20 protein-coding genes and 1 riboswitch are annotated in these 18,655 nt (G+C 74.0%); of the genes, 9 read left to right on the top strand and 11 right to left on the bottom strand.

From position 1 onward, the window contains the following. Positions 1-81: 81 nt before the first annotated feature. The 5 genes from ACIQR3_RS10000 (at position 82) to ACIQR3_RS09980 (ending at position 4,918) form a co-directional block, all read left to right on the top strand. Positions 82-1,068: a DEDDh family exonuclease gene (locus ACIQR3_RS10000; RefSeq protein ID WP_403536679.1), complete on the top strand. Its 987-nt coding sequence runs from the start codon at positions 82-84 to the stop codon at positions 1,066-1,068. Between the two features lie 114 nt (positions 1,069-1,182). Further along, entirely contained in the window at positions 1,183-1,416 is a 234-nt protein-coding gene (locus ACIQR3_RS09995; protein ID WP_215167052.1) for a hypothetical protein, read from the top strand. A gap of 60 nt (positions 1,417-1,476) precedes the next feature. Then, positions 1,477-2,301, top strand: a complete 825-nt coding sequence (locus ACIQR3_RS09990) for an SURF1 family protein (RefSeq protein WP_403536677.1) — start codon at positions 1,477-1,479, stop codon at positions 2,299-2,301. Positions 2,302-2,372: 71 nt separating this feature from the next. Continuing rightward, positions 2,373-4,157 (top strand): glycoside hydrolase family 15 protein, encoded by a 1,785-nt coding sequence (locus ACIQR3_RS09985; protein WP_403536674.1) that lies wholly within the window; start codon positions 2,373-2,375, stop codon positions 4,155-4,157. A gap of 5 nt (positions 4,158-4,162) precedes the next feature. Beyond that, positions 4,163-4,918 carry an SDR family oxidoreductase gene (locus ACIQR3_RS09980; protein WP_403536671.1) on the top strand — a complete coding sequence of 252 codons (756 nt, stop codon included), beginning with the start codon at positions 4,163-4,165 and terminating at the stop codon, positions 4,916-4,918. A gap of 61 nt (positions 4,919-4,979) precedes the next feature. Here the strand turns inward: ACIQR3_RS09980 and amaP are convergent, their stop codons facing one another. The 5 genes from amaP to ACIQR3_RS09955 are packed head-to-tail and all read right to left on the bottom strand — an operon-like array spanning position 4,980 to position 7,308. Continuing rightward, a complete protein-coding gene (gene amaP, locus ACIQR3_RS09975) occupies positions 4,980-5,567 on the bottom strand; it encodes an alkaline shock response membrane anchor protein AmaP (protein ID WP_403536669.1) in 588 nt (195 codons plus the stop codon). Continuing rightward, positions 5,564-6,223, bottom strand: a complete 660-nt coding sequence (locus tag ACIQR3_RS09970) for a DUF6286 domain-containing protein (RefSeq protein ID WP_403536667.1) — start codon at positions 6,221-6,223, stop codon at positions 5,564-5,566. Before ACIQR3_RS09970 ends, amaP begins: the two co-directional genes overlap by 4 nt. Then, positions 6,220-6,603, bottom strand: a complete 384-nt coding sequence (locus tag ACIQR3_RS09965; RefSeq protein WP_403536664.1) for a hypothetical protein — start codon at positions 6,601-6,603, stop codon at positions 6,220-6,222. Before ACIQR3_RS09965 ends, ACIQR3_RS09970 begins: the two co-directional genes overlap by 4 nt. Further along, entirely contained in the window at positions 6,600-6,785 is a 186-nt protein-coding gene (locus ACIQR3_RS09960; RefSeq protein ID WP_403536662.1) for a hypothetical protein, read from the bottom strand. Before ACIQR3_RS09960 ends, ACIQR3_RS09965 begins: the two co-directional genes overlap by 4 nt. A gap of 37 nt (positions 6,786-6,822) precedes the next feature. After that, entirely contained in the window at positions 6,823-7,308 is a 486-nt protein-coding gene (locus tag ACIQR3_RS09955; RefSeq protein WP_403536660.1) for an Asp23/Gls24 family envelope stress response protein, read from the bottom strand. 88 nt (positions 7,309-7,396) lie between these two features. Between ACIQR3_RS09955 and ACIQR3_RS09950 the strand changes: the two genes are divergently transcribed. Continuing rightward, positions 7,397-8,125 carry a nucleopolyhedrovirus P10 family protein gene (locus tag ACIQR3_RS09950; RefSeq protein ID WP_403536658.1) on the top strand — a complete coding sequence of 243 codons (729 nt, stop codon included), beginning with the start codon at positions 7,397-7,399 and terminating at the stop codon, positions 8,123-8,125. A gap of 157 nt (positions 8,126-8,282) precedes the next feature. Here the strand turns inward: ACIQR3_RS09950 and ACIQR3_RS09945 are convergent, their stop codons facing one another. From ACIQR3_RS09945 to ACIQR3_RS09920, 6 genes are all read right to left on the bottom strand, one after another. Further along, positions 8,283-9,074 carry an enoyl-CoA hydratase/isomerase family protein gene (locus ACIQR3_RS09945; protein ID WP_403536655.1) on the bottom strand — a complete coding sequence of 264 codons (792 nt, stop codon included), beginning with the start codon at positions 9,072-9,074 and terminating at the stop codon, positions 8,283-8,285. A 147-nt stretch (positions 9,075-9,221) separates the two neighbouring features. Continuing rightward, a complete protein-coding gene (locus tag ACIQR3_RS09940) occupies positions 9,222-9,443 on the bottom strand; it encodes a helix-turn-helix domain-containing protein (RefSeq protein WP_003976983.1) in 222 nt (73 codons plus the stop codon). 371 nt (positions 9,444-9,814) lie between these two features. Continuing rightward, positions 9,815-11,413: a ribosomal protection-like ABC-F family protein gene (gene abc-f, locus ACIQR3_RS09935; protein WP_403536652.1), complete on the bottom strand. Its 1,599-nt coding sequence runs from the start codon at positions 11,411-11,413 to the stop codon at positions 9,815-9,817. A 267-nt stretch (positions 11,414-11,680) separates the two neighbouring features. Beyond that, on the bottom strand, positions 11,681-13,102 hold the full coding sequence (locus ACIQR3_RS09930) for a hypothetical protein (protein WP_403536650.1): 1,422 nt from the start codon (positions 13,100-13,102) through the stop codon (positions 11,681-11,683). 231 nt (positions 13,103-13,333) lie between these two features. Then, complete coding sequence (locus ACIQR3_RS09925; protein ID WP_403536648.1) at positions 13,334-14,452, bottom strand: alpha/beta hydrolase family protein; 1,119 nt, start codon at positions 14,450-14,452, stop codon at positions 13,334-13,336. 331 nt (positions 14,453-14,783) lie between these two features. Then, positions 14,784-15,455, bottom strand: coding sequence for a class II aldolase/adducin family protein (locus ACIQR3_RS09920; protein ID WP_403536645.1), 672 nt, complete (start codon positions 15,453-15,455; stop codon positions 14,784-14,786). A gap of 255 nt (positions 15,456-15,710) precedes the next feature. On the opposite strand from ACIQR3_RS09920, the gene ACIQR3_RS09915 reads away from it, so the two are divergent. The 3 genes from ACIQR3_RS09915 to ACIQR3_RS09905 all read left to right on the top strand — a co-directional run bounded on the left by ACIQR3_RS09915 (position 15,711) and on the right by ACIQR3_RS09905 (position 18,275). Continuing rightward, positions 15,711-16,514, top strand: coding sequence for a lysozyme (locus ACIQR3_RS09915; RefSeq protein WP_403536643.1), 804 nt, complete (start codon positions 15,711-15,713; stop codon positions 16,512-16,514). A gap of 131 nt (positions 16,515-16,645) precedes the next feature. Beyond that, positions 16,646-17,998 carry an anion permease gene (locus tag ACIQR3_RS09910; RefSeq protein WP_403536641.1) on the top strand — a complete coding sequence of 451 codons (1,353 nt, stop codon included), beginning with the start codon at positions 16,646-16,648 and terminating at the stop codon, positions 17,996-17,998. 55 nt (positions 17,999-18,053) lie between these two features. Further along, a complete protein-coding gene (locus tag ACIQR3_RS09905; RefSeq protein WP_215167070.1) occupies positions 18,054-18,275 on the top strand; it encodes a hypothetical protein in 222 nt (73 codons plus the stop codon). Positions 18,276-18,494: 219 nt separating this feature from the next. Further along, positions 18,495-18,568, top strand: a riboswitch (cobalamin riboswitch). Positions 18,569-18,655 lie beyond the last annotated feature (87 nt).

Raw genomic sequence — 18,655 nt, 5'->3', positions numbered from 1 at the left:
ACGGGGTGCCCGGTCACCCCGAGGGGTGACGGGACCCCTGCGGGACGGCACTGTCAGTCGTGGCCCGTATCCTCTGGGACCATGCTCGAAGACCAGACGACGGCGGTGTCCTCCCCCACGGCGTGGCCGGCCGCGTATCCGCAGGGGTACGCGGTCGTCGACGTGGAGACCACCGGCCTGGCCCGCGACGACCGCATCATCTCGGCGGCCGTCTACCGGCTCGACGCCCGCGGCGAGGTCGAGGACCACTGGTACACGCTGGTCAACCCGGAGCGCGACCCGGGGCCGGTGTGGATACACGGGCTGACGAGCGAGGTGCTCGAAGGGGCGCCGCTCTTCCGGGACGTCGCCGAGGAGTTCGCGGCCCGGCTGGACGGGCGGGTGCTGGTCGCGCACAACGCGGTCTTCGACTGGCAGATGATCGCCCGCGAGTACGCGCGCGCGGAGCGCGAGGCGCCGGTGCGCCAGCGGCTGTGCACCATCGCGCTCTCCAAGGAGCTGGCGCTGCCGCTGCCCAACCACAAGCTGGAGTCGCTCGCCGCGCACTTCGGCGTGGTGCAGCAGCGGGCGCACCACGCGCTGGACGACGCGCGGGTGCTGGCGGAGGCGTTCCGGCCGAGTCTGCGTGCCGCGGCGGCCGGCCGTGTCAGGCTGCCGCTCCAGGAGTGCCGGCCGCTGACCGAGTGGGCGGACCGCCCGGCGCCCCGCATCGGCGCCCAGGCGGGCTCGGGCGGCTACCGGCCGGCCAGTTGGCGCCCCGCCCGCAAGAGGCCCGCGTGCCCCTATCCCAACCCGGGGCGGTACGAAGACGGCAAACCGCTCAAGCAGGGCATGCGGGTCGCCTTCTCGGGTGACACGTCCGTCGAGCGGGACCTGCTGGAGGACCGCGCGACCGAGGCCGGTCTGCACGTCGCGACCAGCCTGTCCCGGCTGACCAGCCTGCTGGTCACCAACGACCCCGACTCGGGCACGTCCAAGGTGGTCAAGGCCCGGCAGTTCGGGACGCCGGTGGTGGACGAGGCGGCGTTCGGCCAGCTGCTGCGGGACGTCGAGCCGGCCGACGAGTGACTCGTACGGGCGTGTGACGTCGCTCGGGTGAATGCCGGACGAGACGGGTGAAAGCCGGGCGACTCGCCCGGCGTCCGCTCGCCCGCGCCACGGCGACGGCTCACCCTGTGGCCCATGGCGACATGTGAAGTCTGCGGCAACAACTACGGCATGAGCTTCGAGGTCCACGCACAGGGAGCGGTGCACGTCTTCGACTGCTTCGCCTGCGCGATCCACCGCATGGCCCCCATCTGCGAACACTGCCGGGTGCAGATCATCGGGCAGGGCGTGGAGGTCGAGGGCCACTGGTTCTGCGGCGCGCACTGCGCCCGCTCGGAGGGGAGGACGGGGGTCATCGACAAGGTGTGACGGGCCCCGGAGCCCGCACCCGCCTGCCGACGCCCCACGACCGAGTTGTACGGTCGTGGGGTGTACCGCTTCCTGTTGTCCCGGCAGTGGGTGATCCTCACGCTGATCGCCCTGCTCCTCATCCCCACGATGATCGAGCTGGGCTTCTGGCAGATGCACCGCTACGAGGAGCGCACCGCCCGCAACGACCTGGTCGCCGAGGCGCTGCACGCCGACCCGGTACCGGTGGAGCGGCTGACCTCCCCCGGCAAGAAGATCACCACGGACGAGCGGTACCGCTCCGTGACCGCGACCGGCCGCTTCGACACCGCCGACGAGGTCGTCGTCCGCCGCCGCACCAACGCCGACGACGAGGTCGGCTACCACGTGCTCACCCCGTTCGTCCTGGACGACGGCAAGGTGCTGCTGGTCAACCGGGGCTGGATCGCCGCGGACGGCCCCAGCCAGACCGAGTTCCCGAAGATCCCCGCGCCGCCCTCCGGCGAGGTCACCGTCACCGGCCGGATGATGCCGGACGAGACGACCGAGGCCAGCGGCATCAAGGACCTCGAAGGGCTGCCCGACCGGCAGATCATGCTCATCAACAGCGCGCAGCAGGCCGAACGCCTCGACGCCCAGGTCCTCGGCGGGTACGTCGTGCTGACCTCGCCGAAGCCCGCGGACGGCACCCCGGAGCTGATCGGCGAGCCCGGCGACGAGGACGCCGCGCTGAACTTCGCGTACGCCATCCAGTGGTGGCTGTTCTCCGCGGCCGTCCCGGTCGGCTGGTGGTTCCTGGTCCGCCGCGAGGCCCGCGACCGGGCGACGGGCACCGGGGACGCGGAGGACGCCGCGGACACCGGCGACACCGACGGCGCGTCGGAGGCGGAACCGGCGGCGGTGTAGCGCGCCGGGGTCCCCCGGCGGCGGGGCGGGGCGCCCTGATTGCCGTACACCCTCCTGGGAAGACGGAACGCGTGCACTCCCGTATCGAGGACTACGCGATCATCGGCGACGAGCAGACCGCGGCGCTGGTCTCCACGGACGGCTCCGTGGACTGGCTGTGCCTGCCCCGCTTCGACTCCGCCGCCTGCTTCGCCCGGCTGCTCGGCGACGAGGACAACGGGCACTGGCGCATCGCCCCGAAGGGCGCCGGGCGCTGCACCCGGCGCGCCTACCGCACCGACACCCTGGTCCTGGACACCGAGTGGGATACCGCGGACGGCGCGGTCCGGGTGACCGACCTGATGCCGCAGCGCGACCGCGCCCCCGACCTCGTCCGCGTCGTCGAAGGGCTCAGCGGCGAGGTGACCGTGCACAGCGCGCTGCGGCTGCGCTTCGACTACGGCTCCGTCGTCCCGTGGGTGCGCCGTGCCGACGGGCACCGGGTGGCGGTCGCCGGTCCGGACTCGGCGTGGCTGCGCAGCGAGCCCGAGGTGCACACCTGGGGCGAGGACTACGGGACGCACTCCGAGTTCACCGTCGCGGCCGGCGAGAAGGTCGCCTTCGTCCTCACCTGGCACCCCTCGCACGAGCCCCGGCCCCCGCTGATCGACCCGTTCGAGGCGCTGGAGCACAGCGTCGCGGACTGGCGGGCCTGGGCCGCGCGCTGCCGCTACGACGGCCCGTACCGGGACGCCGTCGTCCGCTCGCTGATCACCCTCAAGGCGCTCACCTACAAGCCGACCGGCGGCATCGTGGCCGCGGCCACCACCTCGCTGCCGGAGGAGCTGGGCGGCGTACGCAACTGGGACTACCGGCACTGCTGGCTGCGCGACTCCACCCTCACCCTGGGCGCCCTGCTGGCCGCCGGTTACACCGACGAGGCGGAGGCGTGGCGCGACTGGCTGCTGCGCGCGGTGGCCGGTTCCCCGGCGGACCTCCAGATCATGTACGGCCTGGCCGGTGAGCGACGGCTGCCCGAGTCGGAGCTGCCGTGGCTGTCCGGCTTCGAGGGGTCGCGGCCGGTGCGGATCGGCAACGACGCGGTGAACCAGCTCCAGCTGGACGTGTACGGCGAGGTCATGGACACCCTGGCGCTGGCCCGGGCGGCGGGGATGCCGCCCGTGGCCCAGGTGTGGGAGCTGCAGCGCGCCCTGATGGAGTTCCTGCGCACCGCGTGGCGCCAGCCGGACGAGGGGCTGTGGGAGGTGCGCGGCGGGCGCCGCCAGTTCGTGCACTCCAAGGTGATGACGTGGGTCGCGGTGGACCGCGCGGTACGCACCCTGGAGGAGGAGCCCGGGCTGGGCGGCGACCTGGAGGGCTGGCGCGCGCTGCGCGAGGAGATCCACCGCGAGGTCTGCGAGAAGGGGTACGACCCCGACCGCAACACGTTCACCCAGTACTACGGCTCCCGCGAGCTGGACGCCGCGCTGCTGTTCATCCCCCGCGTCGGCTTCCTGCCGCCGGACGACCCCCGGGTGACCGGCACCATCGACGCCGTCTCACGGGAGCTGACCCGCGACGGCCTGGTGCGGCGGTACAGCACCTCGGGCAGCACGGTGGACGGGCTGCCGGGCGACGAGGGGACCTTCCTGGTGTGCTCCTTCTGGCTCGCGGACGCCCTGCTCATGGCGGGCCGGACCAAGGAGGCCCGGGAGCTGTTCGAGCGGCTGGCGGGGCTCGCCAACGACGTGGGCCTGCTGGCGGAGGAGTACGACCCGGTGGCCGGCCGGCAGCTCGGCAACTTCCCGCAGGCGTTCAGCCACATCGGCCTCGTGCACACCGCCCTCGCCCTGGCCGGTGCCCAGGAGGCAGGATAGGCGGCATGGATCTTGGACTGAAGGACCGGGTGTACGTCGTCACCGGAGCCACCCGGGGCCTGGGCAACGCCACCGCGCGCGCCCTGGTCGCCGACGGGGCGAAGGTGGTCGTCAGCGGCCGGGACGAGAAGGGCGTCGCCGACGCGGCGGCGGCCCTCGGCCCGGGTGCGGCCGGGGTGGCCGCCGACAACGCCGACCCGGAGGCGGCGGGGCGGCTGATCGCCACCGCCCGGGAGCGCTTCGGGCGGTTCGACGGCGTGCTGATCAGCGTGGGCGGGCCGCCCGCCGGGTTCGCCGCCGACATCACCGACGAGCAGTGGCAGGCGGCGTTCGAGTCGGTCTTCCTCGGCGCGGTGCGGCTGGCCCGGGCGGCGGCGTCCGAGCTGGGCGAGGGCGGGGTCATCGGCTTCGTGCTGTCCGGCTCGGTGCACGAGCCGATCCCGGGGCTGACCGTCTCCAACGGCCTGCGGCCGGGGCTGGCCGGGTTCGCCAAGTCCCTCGCCGACGAACTGGGCCCGCACGGCATCCGGGTCGTGGGCGTGCTGCCGGGCCGCATCGACACCGACCGGGTGCGTGAGCTGGACGGCCTCTCCGCCGACCCGGTGGCGACCCGCACCGCGGCCCAGTCCCGCATCCCGCTGCGCCGGTACGGCACGCCCGAGGAGTTCGGCCGCGCGGCGGCGTTCCTGCTGTCGCCGGCCGCGTCGTACGTCACGGGGGTCATGCTGCCGGTGGACGGCGGGGTACGGCACGGGTTCTGAGGGGCCGTGGACGCGGGGCGGCCGGGGCCCGGCTCGGCCGGCCCGTCTCCGCCGGCCCCGCTCAGCTGACCCGTTCCGCCCGGTGGCCTACGCCCTTGAGGCGGACCTCCGTCGGCAGGGTGTCGAGGCCGGCCGAGGCGCGGGCTCGGGTGAGCGCGCCGGTGGTGAGGCCGTCGAGGGCGGTGCCGGGGTCGATGTGCGGTTCGAGGCGGAGCCGTACCCGGGCGCGGGGTGCGCCGCGGCGCCCGGTGAGCCGTACGTCGGCCCGGTCGACGCCGTCCAGCCGGCCGGCGTCCGCGGCGAACGCGTCCTCCAGGGCCCGGCCGCGCAGTACGGCGCCCTCGCCGTCGCCGGTGTCGACGAGGACCTCGGCGAGCCGGCGGCGGCGCACCACCGCGACCAGCCACCACAGGGCGAGCAGCAGCAGGACCGCGAGCGCGGCGATGACCACCGGCCACCACCAGCCGGCCTCCCGCCACCTGGTCCGCTCGGCGTCGCTGAGCAGCACGTCGTGACGTCCGTCGTGGATCCACCAGGAGGGTGCGGGCGCCCCGAGCCCGACGGCGAGCACCGAGCCGCCGAGGGCCAGCAGGACGAGGCCGGCGAGCGCGAGCAGCACCCGGTTCACGGTTCTGAGCACGGTGGTCACCCCTTCCGTCCGGGCCGCCGCACCTTCACCGACAGGCGCGGCTGCCGGGCCAGGCCCAGCCCCCGCACCGTGTCGCCGAGCGCGGTGTCCAGATCGGCGCGTACGTCGTCCAGTTCACGGAAGTGCGACACCGCGCGCACCTTGGCCTTGGACCGGCGGGTGCGGACCTTCGCCGACTGCACCCCGGCGACCTCCACGGCCCGGTCGCGCAGCACCGCCGCGGCGGCGTCCCGGTGCAGTCCGGCGCGGACGTCGGGGTGGGTGCGGCGCATCGGCAGGACGGACCGCAGGCCGGGGGTGAGGGCCAGCAGGAGCAGCCAGAGGCCGAGGGCGGCGGCGATCCCCGCGCCGACCAGCACCCAGGTGTCGTCCAGGGGCCGCCGCGCGAGCTGCCGGGCGAGTTCGCGGCGCCAGCTCATGCCGGGCCGGTCGGCGCGCACGGCGACGACGTCGTACAGGAACAGACCGGCGAGGGCGAGCAGCAGCAGGGCGACGAGGCCGGCGGGCAGGCGCCGCGCGGACCAGAACCGGTGGGCCCGGCCGGCGCCGCCCGGCGGCGGTTGCGGCCGCGGGCCGGGCTCCTTCTCCAGGACCGGCGGCCGGGCGGTGCTGCCCTGCGGCCCAGCGGGCTCAGCGGGCTCAGCGGGTTCGCTCATCGCGTCCTTCCCTCGGCCGCGCCGTACTCCGCCGCCGGGTGCAGCCGCTCCACCCGCACGGTGACCTCCGGCACCTTCATCCCCGTCAGCGTGCTCACCCGCTCGGCGACCCGGTGCCGTACCCGGCCGCAGCGGGCCCCGACGTCGCAGGGGTAGTCGAGTTCGAGGTGAACGCGGACCCGGGCGGCGCCGTGGCGCACCACGACGCGCGCGTGCGGGCGCGCGGCGTCCGGCGGCAGCTCGCCCACCGCTTCGCGCGCCGCCTGGGCGGCCACCTTGGCGACGACCCGGTCGGTGATCCGCGTGGCGCCGCGCTCGCCGGGCGGTACGGCGTCCCGGGCCGCGCGCGGCTCAGCGGCGGCGCTGCTCACGCCGGTCACCGTCGGCGGTCGTCACGGGCGCGGAAGAAGTCGCCCAGTTCCAGATCGCCCTCCAGGAACCGGCCGACGACGAAGCCGACGGCGCCCAGGGCCGCCACCAGCAGGAAGGCGCCGAATCCGCCGAAGTACCCGGCGAAACCCAGCGCCACGCCGGCGATCATGCCGACCACGGCCATGTTCATGGTGCGCTCTCCTCAGTCCGGGACGGTGCGGGCCGGGTCACTGGATCCGCGGCTCCGGCTGCTCCTCGTCCGCTTCGTCCGGCAGTTTGACGTCGCTGACCGCGATGTTGACCTCGACGACCTCCAGGCCGGTCATCCGCTCCACCGCCGCGACGACGTTCTCCCGCACGTCGCGGGCGACGTCGGCGATCGACACGCCGTACTCGACGACGATCTCCAGATCGAGCGCGGTCTGCTTCTCGCCGACCTCGGCCTTCACGCCGCGCGTCACGCCCGACTTGGAGCCGCCGGGCACCCGGTCCCGTACGGCGCCGAAGGTGCGCGACATGCCGCTGCCCATGGCGTGCACACCCGCCACGTCGCGGGCCGCCATGCCGGTGATCTTCTCCACCACGCCGTCGGCGATGATGGTCCGGCCGCGGCTGCCGGGGTCCCCGCCGCCGCGCCTGACCGACTGTCCCTTGCTCAGTCCCTCGGCCCCGATGTCCTGTCCGGGCCGGCTGCGTTCCGTGGTCTCACTCATCGCCGTACGTCCCTTCCGGTCGTCGTCCTGTGACCCACGTTAAGCGTGGTTGCGCACGCGCGCGCCAGGGATGCGGCAGGCTGGAGGAATGACGACGGCCGACCGGTGGGCACGGACAGTTCGGGAGCAGTTGGGGCTGGGCAGGTTCCTGCCCCTGGGCACTCCGGCGGACGGGGCCTGGATCGCCGAACGGGCGGCGCGCGAGGTGCTGCTGACCGCGGTGGCCGGCCTGCCGGGCGTACGCCTGGACCGGCTGCGCCTCGCGCTCGCCGACCCGGACGCCGCGCCCGGGCCCGCCGTACCGGCGCCGCCGAGCGCCCTGCCGCCGGGGCCGTTGCGGATGACGGCCGACCTGGCGGCGACCGCGGCCGACCCCTTGCCGGTCACCGCCGAGCGGGTCCGCGCCACCCTGGCGCAGGCGGCGTCGCTCCGGCTCGGCCTGACGGTCGGTGAGGTGGACCTGCGGGTGACCGCGCTGCTCGACAGGGACCCGGAACCGGAGCGGCCGGCGGCGTCGCCGGAACGGCAGCCGGAGGCGGGGGCCGGGCAGGACGGTGACGAGGACCGGGCGGGCCGGGCGGTGCTGGCGGTGGCGGGCGTGACCCGGCTGACCGGCGTGCTCGGCCGTCCCGTGCACGTGTCCGCGCCGGACGCGCCGGAGCAGGGCGCGGTGCTGCCCCGGCGGCACGTGCGGGTGGAGTGCGCGGTGGGCGCGGAGCACCGCACGGTGGAGGTGGCCCGGCGCGTGCGCGCCGCGGTGGCGGACGCGGTGGCCGACCGGCCGTCCGTGGCGGTGCTGGTGACTGCCGTCGACTGACGCGGGGGCCGGGTGCCGGGTCCGGGTGCCGGGTCCGGGTGCCGGGTCCGGGCGTCGGGTCCGGGCGTCGGGTCCGGGCGTCGGGTGCGTCGGGGCTGGTCGCGCAGTTCCCCGCGCCCCTGAGGGACGGCCGGCGCACGCGCCCTTCACGGACCCGTTACTCGCCGAGCCCTGCCAGGTCCCGCAGTCGGCGGGCTTGGGACGCGCGTTCGGCGGTGCGCTGGGTTTCCAGGTCTCGGGAGAGGGCGCCCTGGAGCAGGGCCTTGGTCTCGATCACCGCGTCGCGCGGCGCGGCCAGGACGGCCGACGTCAGGTCGCGCACGGCGTCCGCCAGCTGGTCCGCGGGCACGGCGATGCTGGCCAGCCCGCTGTGCACGGCCTCCTCGGCCAGGACGAACCGTCCGGTCACGCAGATCTCCAGGGCGCGCGCGTACCCGACCAGGCCGACGAGCGGATGGGTGCCCGTCAGGTCGGGGACGAGACCGAGCGAGGTCTCGCGCATGGCGAACTGCACATCATCGGCGACCACCCGCAGGTCACAGGCGAGGGCGAGCTGGAAACCCGCCCCGATGGCGTGCCCCTGCACGGCGGCGACCGTCAGGATGTCGCTGCGCCGCCACCAGGTGAACGCCTCCTGGTACTCGGCGATGGCCGCGTCCAGCTCGGCGTCGCTGCCGCGCGCGAGGTCCAGGAACGACGGTTCGCCGTCGAAGCCCTCGGGCGTGAACGCCTGCCGGTCGAGCCCTGCCGAGAACGACTTGCCCTCGGCCCGCAGGACGACGACCCGCACGGAGCCCGGCAGCCGCCGCCCCGCCTCGGTGAGCGCCCGCCACAGAGCGGGGCTCTGCACGTTGCGCTTGGCCGGGTTGGTCAGCGTCACCGTGGCGATCGCGTCGTCGACGGTGAGCCGTACGCCGTCCTGGTCGAGTACGGGGTCCTGTGCAGCCATGAGGCGCCTCCGATGGGTGCGGTCGGCCTGTGTGCCGTACGGACACCCGTACAGCGCACTTAAGTGACTGCACAGTAACCACCCGGTCGGTCATACCTCCGACCGGGTGGCCACCATCGAAGAGCCGAGGGGCCGCCCGGGGGGAAATCAGGCCGACGTGGCCTTCTTGCCCCGGGTCGCCCCGCCACGCCCTCGCAGCGTGACGCCCGACTCACTGAGCATGCGGTGCACAAAGCCATACGAGCGGCCGGTCTCCTCGGCCAACGCCCGGATGCTCGCACCGGCGTCGTACTTCTTCTTCAGGTCTGCCGCGAGCTTGTCGCGCGCGGCGCCGGTCACCCGGCTGCCCTTCTTCAGAGTCTCGGCCACCCGTGCCTCCTCATGGGAAGTGCGCTCTGGTTCTCCTCATGATCACCCCTCCGGGCCCCGATGGCCACCCATTCGGCAAGGTCGATGAGACAAGGATGTGACGACAGGAGCGCGTCCCCACAAGCGGAATCACGAATTCCAAGATCTCGCGTCCGTACACCCGAACGGGTTCCCCGGCGAAGTTCCTGGTCAGAAAGGTGAAACGGCCGAGCACCCGGGGACGGGCGGCTCGGCCGTGAAATCGATGTATGACACACCTCGGTACGAGGAGATCTCACACAGATGGTGGATCACGGATCGGCCGAATGATCCATACGCCGTGGATCATCCATTCGATCAAGCAAGGAAGACGGTCGGAGAAAAGACGACGATCAGGCCAGCGCGACGAGATCCGCGTAGTCGGCGCCCCAGAGGTCCTCGACGCCGTCGGGCAGCAGGATGATCCGCTCCGGCTGGAGCGCCTCGACGGCGCCCTCGTCGTGGGTGACGAGGACGACGGCGCCCTTGTAGGTGCGCAGCGCGCCGAGGATCTCCTCGCGGCTGGCCGGGTCGAGGTTGTTGGTGGGCTCGTCGAGCAGCAGCACGTTGGCCGAGGAGACCACCAGGGTGGCCAGGGCCAGACGGGTCTTCTCACCGCCGGAGAGGACTCCGGCCGGCTTGTCGACGTCGTCGCCGGAGAACAGGAACGAGCCGAGCACCTTGCGGACCTCGACCAGGTCCATGTCGGGCGCGGCGGAGCGCATGTTCTCCAGGACCGTGCGCTCGGGGTCGAGGGTCTCGTGCTCCTGCGCGTAGTAGCCGAGCTTGAGGCCGTGGCCCTCGACCACCTTGCCGGTGTCGGGCTTCTCGACCCCGCCCAGCAGGCGCAGCAGGGTGGTCTTGCCGGCGCCGTTGAGGCCGAGGATGACGACCCGGGAGCCCTTGTCGATGGCCAGGTCGACGTCGGTGAAGATCTCCAGGGAGCCGTACGACTTCGACAGGCCCTCGGCGGTCAGCGGGGTCTTGCCGCAGGGCGCGGGCTCGGGGAAGCGCAGCTTGGCGACCTTGTCGGACTGCCGGACCGCCTCCAGGCCGCTGAGCAGCTTGTCCGCGCGGCGGGCCATGTTCTGCGCGGCGACCGTCTTGGTGGCCTTGGCGCGCATCTTGTCGGCCTGCGAGTGCAGGGCGGCGGCCTTCTTCTCGGCGTTGGCGCGCTCGCGCTTGCGGCGTTTCTCGTCGGCCTCGCGCTGCTGCTGGTAGAGCTTCCAGCCCATGTTGTAGACGTCGATCTGGGAGCGGTTGGCGTCCAGGTAGAACACCTTGTTCACGACCGTCTCGACCAGGTCGACGTCGTGGGAGATCACGATGAAGCCGCCGCGGTAGGTCTTGAGGTAGTCGCGCAGCCAGATGATCGAGTCGGCGTCGAGGTGGTTGGTCGGCTCGTCGAGCAGGAGCGTGTCGGCGTCCGAGAAGAGGATGCGGGCCAGCTCGATACGGCGGCGCTGACCGCCGGAGAGGGTGTGCAGAGGCTGGCCGAGCACCCGGTCGGGCAGGTTGAGCGCGGCGGCGATGGTGGCGGCCTCGGCCTCGGCGGCGTACCCGCCCTTGGTGAGGAACTCCGTCTCCTGGCGCTCGTACTGGCGCAGGGCCTTCTCGCGGGTGGCGCCCTGGCCGTTGGCGATGCGCTGCTCGTTCTCCCGCATCTTGCGGATCAGGACGTCCAGGCCGCGGGCGGAGAGGATGCGGTCGCGGGCGAGCACGTCGAGGTCGCCGGTGCGGGGGTCCTGCGGGAGGTAGCCGACCTCGCCGGAGCGGGTGATGGTGCCGGCGGCGGGGATGCCCTCACCGGCCAGGCACTTGGTGAGGGTGGTCTTGCCGGCGCCGTTGCGGCCGACCAGGCCGATGCGGTCGCCCTTGGCGACGCGGAAGGTGGCGCTCTCGATGAGGACACGGGCACCGGCGCGCAGCTCGATACCGGAGGCGGAGATCACGGACAGACTCCAGGGCGGTTGGGTGGCGGGAGGGGGCGGCTGAGGACGTGCCCGCCGTCTAATGCGCGAGGAGAATGGCCATGGGGCCAGTCTAACGGTGCCGTGCAACCACTTTTCCCTGCGTCGGAAGAGGGCGCGGGAGGCACGGCACGGAGGCCCACGCGGAGCTGGTGCGAGAGGGAGAGGGGGGATGGGGGACGGGGGATGGGGGCCGGGGGCCCAACGGGGGGTGTACGTCGGACCACCTGGCCCGGGGCCGCGCGGCGTTCAGCTGCCCCCGGTGTGCACCTGGAAGGCGGCCCGGCGCACGGCCTTGGCCAGCGCCGGGTCGGGGTGCGCGGCGGCCAGCGCCACCAGGACCTGCACGGTCCGGGGGTGCCCGACGGCCCGTACCTCGTCCAGCAGCATCGGGACAGTGGGCTGGATCGCGGACTCCAGGTGGCGTACGAGCATCGGGGCCTCGCCGTGGTCGGCGACGGCGGCGGCGGTGTCGACCCACAGCCAGGTGGCCTCCTGGCGGGTGAGCACCTCGTGCGCGTCCTCCGGGTCGGCGCCGTCGTGCTCGGCCAGCCACAGCAGGGCGTACGGCCGCAGGGTCGGCTCGTCGGCCACGGCCCGCACGTCGGGTTCGGCGGGGGCGCCGACCACGCGCAGCGCCTCGAAGGCCAGGCCCCGCAGCAGGGCGTCCTCGCCGCGGGCGGCCTTGAGGAGTTCGGTGACGGCGCTGCCGACGGGGCGGGCGGCGAGCCAGGCGCGGTACTCGGCGCGGGCCGCGTTGGGGCGGAGCTGGGCGCAGCCGCGGAGCATGTCCTCGGCCGCCTGCTCGATGTTGCCGGCGGGGCTCTGCGCGGCGACGCAGATCTGCTCCAGCTTGACCCAGACCGCCCAGTTGCCGAGCGGGGTGAGGGTGGCCTGTCCGTCGCCGTAGGTGAGGGCGCCGACGGAGGCGAGGGCGCCGAGGGCCCAGTCCAGGAGCGGGTCGAGCGGGGTGTCGTCGTCCCCCGGCTGCTCCGGCTGCTCGGGCTGCTCGGGCAGGTCCGGCCGGGGGCCGTCGTAGGGGACCTCGCAGCGCTCGGTGCGCAGTTCGGTGACGCGCTGCTGGAGGAGGTCGAGGAGCTGGGCGACGGGTACCGGTCCGGCGGACAGCTGGAGGAAGGAGAGCACCTGGGGCATGGCCGAGACGACCTCGGCGACGGCGGCGGGCTCCTGGCCGGCGGGCTCGGGGTGGGCGAGCGACCAGGCGTCGAAGAGGGCGACCCAGCCGCGCAGTACGGCGCTGTCGTCGCGGTCCCAGGCGCGCAGCCGCCAGCCGGGGCGGGCGCTGTCGCCGTGCACCTCGACGAGTCCGGCGAGCCGGGCGATGTCCCAGTCGGCCTGCACCTGAGCCGTGGTCAGGCCCAGTTCCCGACCGGCGAGTTCGGCGGAGGCGACGGAGAGGGTGGCCTTGCCGTCGGTGGTCCCGCAGGCGCGGCCGGGGCCGAGGGCGGTGTCGGCCCAGCGGGCGACGCGGGCCGCGTCGGCCAGGACGGAGCGGGCCATGCGGGCCAGCTCCGACCGTGCGGGGGTGCCCTCCGGAGGGCGCGGCGCGGTGCGGCGCGGTGGCCGCTGGTTCATCGCTCTGGGGGCGGCGGCCAGGGGTCGCGGGCGGACGAGTCGGAGCCTGGAGTCGCGCGGGATACGGGACGTCACGGGTGCAGTCTTCCGGTTGACGGTCCGAAAACCCAAACGGAACGGCTCGACGGGTCACGGACAAGTCCGGTACGGGGGGGTCGACGGGCCTGGCGACAGGGGACCGGACCGATCGCGCCACCGGGCCCGCGGTCCCGGTAACGGAAGGGGTCGGAAGGGGTCGGCAGGGGTCGGAAGGGAACGGAAAAGGTCGGAACGGGGCGCGGAACGAGCGGGAGGGCCGCGTGAGGGCTACATCAGCGGGGTCAGGAAGCGGCGCAGGGCCTCTTCGTACCGGTCGGGAGCGGCGTTCCACATCGCGCCGTGCGCGGCGTTCGGGACGGTGTGGAGGGCGACCAGGCGGGGGTGGGCGTCGGCGAACCGGCGGGAGAGCTGCCAGGGGGCGACGGTGTCGGCCGGGCCGTGGAAGACGAGGGCCGGGACGTCGAGGCGGTCGGGGCCGGCGGCCCGCGCGGAGTCGAGTCCGGTGCGGCCCTGGGCGGCGCGGACCGCGAGCGGCAGCAGCGCGCCCGGCGTGCGGCCGGCCGCGGCGAGGGCGCGCACGGTCGTCTGCCAGTCGAGGACCGGGGAGTCGAGGACCAGCCCGGAGATCCGGTCGCGGTGCGCGGAGCGCGTGGCGGTGTGCAGGGCCATGGTGGCGCCGGTGGACCAGCCGAGCAGGACGACCCTGCGGGCGCCGTGACCGACGGCGTACCGGACGGCGGCGTCCAGGTCGCGCCACTCGGTCTCGCCGAAGTGGCGCAGGCCGTCCGGCGGGCGGGGAGCGCCGACGTCGCCCCGGTAGGCGAGGGCCAGGAGCGGGAATTCGAGGCGGCTGAGCAGGCCCATGAGGTTCAGGGCGTGCTCCCGGGTGGTGCCCAGGCCGTGCACCGCGATGATCCAGGTGCCGCGGGCGCCCGGCAGGAACCAGGCGGGCAGCGCGCCGAGGTCGCCGGGGACCTCGACGTCGGTGTGGACCAGGCCCAGGGCGGTGCCCGGGTCGCCGACGTACAGGTTGGCGGTGAGCCAGGCCTTGTCGCCGGGGCCCAGGGTGCCGTGCGTGACGCCTTCGAGGCGGCGTACGACGGTGTCGGCCGGGTGCTGGGCGCCGGGCAGGACGGGACCCACGACGGCGTGCGAGCCGTCGCCGGCCAGTCCGTACCGGCCCGGCCGCAGCGTGGCCAGGTGCCGGGTGAGGGTGATCTGTCCGGCCGCGGTGCCGTGCACCGTGAGCCGGGGCTCGGTGGGCAGGGGGCGGCCGGGCGTCGCCTTGAGGGCGGCGTCGCTGGCGAGGCGGCCGGCGGCGACGCTCGCGGCGCCGGCTGCCAGGGCCGCGGTGACGGCGGCGGTCGTTGCGGTGACGGTGCGCACAGCTCCCAGTTTCCCGGCGTGCTCCGCCGTAAGCCACCGGAAGGACGGCTCGGGGTGACGGACGGGTCACCCGCACCCGCCACCCGGCCGTACGGCCCCGGCCGTCACCGCGTCCCACCACCACCGGCCCGGCCGCCCGACCGTCACCACGTACCGCCACCCCCGGCCCGCCCTCCCGGCCGTCACCACATCCCGCCACCCCGACCCGGCCACCCCGGCCCGCCGCCACATCCCGCCACCCCCGGCCCGCCCTCCCGGCCGTCACCACATCCCGCCACCGCGACCCGGCCACCCCGGTCCGCCGTCCCGCCCGGATTCCCGGCTCGCCGCCTCAGCCCCGCTGCCCGTAGCCGCGCAGCCGCTGCGCCACTTCCTCGACCTGCCCCTCCGTCAGCAGGGACGGGGTCAGGCCGGGGACGGAGGAGGCGGTCAGCCACAGGCGGCACATCCACTCGAGCTGGGCGGTGCGGTCGTAGGCCTGGTCGAGGGAGGAGCCGTACGTGAGCGTCCCGTGGTTCCTCAGGAGGCAGCCGGACCGGCCGTCGAGGGCGCGGAGCATGTTCTCGGCCAACTCGTCGGTGCCGTACGTCGCATACGGGGCGACCCGGACGGGTCCGCCGAGGGCCGCGGCCATGTAGTGCACCAGCGGCAGCTCCGGTACGAGGGTGGAGACCGCCGTCGCGTGCACGGCGTGGGTGTGGACGACCGCGCGGGCGTCGGTGTGCCGGTAGACCGCGAGGTGCATGGGCAGTTCGCTGGTCGGGACGAGCGTGCCGAGCACCTGTCGCCCGTCCGGGTCCACGCCGGTGACGTCGTCCGGCGTGAGCCGGTCGTACGGCACGCCCGAGGGCGTGACCAGCACGGTGTCGCCGACCCGGACCGAGACGTTGCCGGAGGTGCCGACCACGAGGCCGTCGGCGACCGTGCGCCGGGCGGCGGCCACCAGTGCCTCCCAGGCGCGCGCCTCCTCCGGGCGTACACATCTCCCCCGCGACTCCCGCACGACCCCGCCTCCTCCCGGGCGTCCCGTACGCCCCAATGGTCCCGCCGCCGACCGGCGCTGCGGCGATCCTGCCAGGCGGGCCGGCAGGCCGGGGCACTGTAGGACGGAAGCCGGACCTCCGGGAGGGGGCATATCGTGGCAAATCACCCCCGCCCTTCTCTTGGCCGGAGATCGGTGAGCGTTCGACGATCTTCGCGTACGCTCGGGCTGGTTTGTCATGCACGTTGCCATTTCGGGGGATTTCCGGGGGGAATCATGGCCCGTGACCGCACCCGCCTCATACCGTCCCAGCTCGCACCGTCCCGCCTTACACCGTCCCGCCCCACACCGTCCGGCCGCGGCCGGCTGCTCGCGGCCTGCGCCGCCGCGCTCGCCCTCGGCGGGGCCGCGCTCACCGAGGCGCCCGCCTCGGCCGCGACCGGCCTGCCGAAGGGGCACGACGTCTCGTCCCACCAGAAGAGCGTCGACTTCGGCCGGGCCAGGGCGAAGGGCGCGACGTTCGCCTACGTCAAGGCCACCGAGTCGCACACCTACCGCAACCCCTACTTCGAGGAGCAGTACGACGGCGCGCGCCGGGCGGGCCTGATCCGCGGCGCCTACCACTTCGCGCTGCCGCACCGGTCCTCGGGCCGCACCCAGGCGGCGTACTTCGTGCGCCACGGCGGCGGCTGGCGCGCCGACGGCCGCACCCTGCCGCCCGCGCTGGACATCGAGTACAACCCGTACGACAAGAAGAGGAAGTGCTACGGGCTGAGCAAGGCACGGATGACGGCCTGGATCGACTCGTTCAGCGACGAGGTGAGGCGGCTCACGGGCCGCCGACCGGTGATCTACACCACCACGCACTGGTGGAAGACGTGCACCGGGAACAGCCGCGCCTTCGCCGCGGACCACCCCCTGTGGATCGCCCGCTACGACGCGCCGAGCGCGGGCGAACTGCCGGCCGGCTGGGCGTCGTACACGTTCTGGCAGTACGACAACGCCGGTCCGCTGCCGGGCGACCAGAACGTGTTCAACGGGTCCCTCGCCCGGCTGAAGACGTTCGCCGCGGGCGGCTGAGGCCGGAGGGGTGCGGGCAGGGGGCGGTGACTCCGATTCCGGACACCACCGCGCCCCTCCCAGTTCATCTTCCGTTCACCCTGGTTACCTACGTTCGACCAGCCAATGACCTCGAACGATTGCCTGGGTAAATGGAAAGCTTCTCGCTGATCCTCGCGATTGTGGTGGTGACCGCACTCGCGTTTGATTTCACGAACGGTTTCCACGACACCGCGAACGCGATGGCGACGACCATTTCGACCGGTGCGCTCAAGCCCAAGATCGCGGTGGCCATGTCCGCCGTACTGAATCTGGTGGGCGCCTTCCTCTCCGTGGAGGTCGCCAACACGATCTCCAAGGGTCTCGTCGACGAGACCGGCATCCGTCCCGAGGTCATCTTCGCCGCCCTGGTCGGCGCGATCCTCTGGAATCTGCTGACCTGGCTGGTCGGGCTGCCGTCCAGTTCCTCGCACGCCCTCATGGGCGGTCTGATCGGCGCCGCGATCGCCTCGGCGGGGGTCGGCGCGGTCCACGGCGACGTCCTCGTCACCAAGGTGCTGCTCCCGGCGATCGCCGCCCCCGTGGTGGCGGGCGTCGCGGCGCTGGTCGCCACCCGGCTGATGTACCGGCTGGGCCGCAAGGCCGACGGCAAGGCCGCCGACAAGGGGTACCGCGTCGGCCAGATCGCCTCGGCCGGGCTGGTCTCGCTGGCGCACGGCACCAACGACGCGCAGAAGACGATGGGCATCATCACCCTCGCCCTGGTGGCGGGCGGCGCCCTCACCCCCGACTCCGACCCGCCCCTGTGGGTCATCCTCTCCGCGGGCCTGGCCATCGCGCTCGGCACCTACCTCGGCGGCTGGCGCATCATCCGCACCATGGGCAAGGGCCTGACCGACCTCCAGCCGCAGCAGGGCTTCGCCGCCCAGACCAGCGCGGCGACGGTCATCCTGGCCTCCTCCCACCTGGGCTTCTCGCTCTCCACCACGCACTCCGTCTCCGGTTCGGTGATGGGCGCCGGCCTCGGCCGCAAGGGCGGTGTGGTGCGCTGGTCGACGGCGACGCGGATGTTCGTCGCCTGGGGGCTGACGCTGCCGGCCGCGGCCCTGGTCGCCGCACTCGCCGAGTGGGTCTGCGGGCTCGGCGACTGGGGCACGGCGCTCGTCGCGGTGCTGCTGGTCGCGGCCAGCTTCGCGATCTGGCGGATCTCCCGGCGCGAGGTCGTCGACCACACCAACGTCACCGACGCGGAGGACGGCGTCGCGGAGCCGGCCGGTGTGGTGACCGCCGCGGTGGCCGCCGTGGCGCCGCCCCCGGTGGGCACCCCGGCCGACGGACTTCCGGCGACCGACGGCCTTCCGGCGACCGAAGGACTTCCGGTGGCCGAAGGGCTTCCGGTGGCCGAAGGGCTCGCGGTGACCGACGGGCTCTCGGCCACCATCCCGGCCCAGCCGTCCGAGGCCCCCGACGCCCCGGCCGCCCGTTCGGCCGCCACCCCCGTCTGAGCCGGTCCCGTCCGGACATCAGGAGAAGACCGGACATCAGGAGAAGAGAAGCACGATGAAGATCGACTGGGCAGCCCTCGGCTCCGTCTTCGGGGTCGGCCTCGTGGCCACCGTCGCCCTGGTGGCCCTGTTCACCCTCGGCATCGCCGGCCTGTCCCGCCAGGAGCGGGCCGCCGAGCGGGGCGGTTCCGCCGGCCTCGCGGTCACCGGCGCGTACGTGTGCTTCGCGGCGTGCGCGGCGGCGGTGGCGTACGGGATCTATCTGATCGTGGCCTGACGCCCCCTCCCCCCTCCCCCGCTCCCCCTCCCCCGCTTCCCCGCCTCCCTTGTCGCCGCCCTGCCGGGCGCCCTGCGGGTGCTTCCGGCAGGGCGGCTTCGTGTCCGCACCCCGTACCCCGCGTGTGGGCCTCAGCACACTCCCCCCGTGCAGGTCAACGGCAAGTTGACGGGCGTTCTCGGCCCGTGGTGGACTTCCGGGGCCATGTACGGCGGCAGGAGAGGAAGCCCGGTGCGAATCCGGCGCGGTCCCGCCACTGTGACCGGGGAGCACTCCCCGGGAGTCAGGAACTCTCACCGCCGGTCTCGTCGAACCAGGGCGTGGACACCCTGAGTGAGGACATAACGCGATGCTCGGCTGCCGTTCGGACCGCAGGCCCG

The organism is Streptomyces sp. NPDC090994, from assembly GCF_044768905.1.
GTDB lineage: Bacteria > Actinomycetota > Actinomycetes > Streptomycetales > Streptomycetaceae > Streptomyces.
The sequence above is the reverse complement of the archived record's forward strand: the minus strand, read 5'-3'. Positions and strand labels throughout refer to the sequence as shown.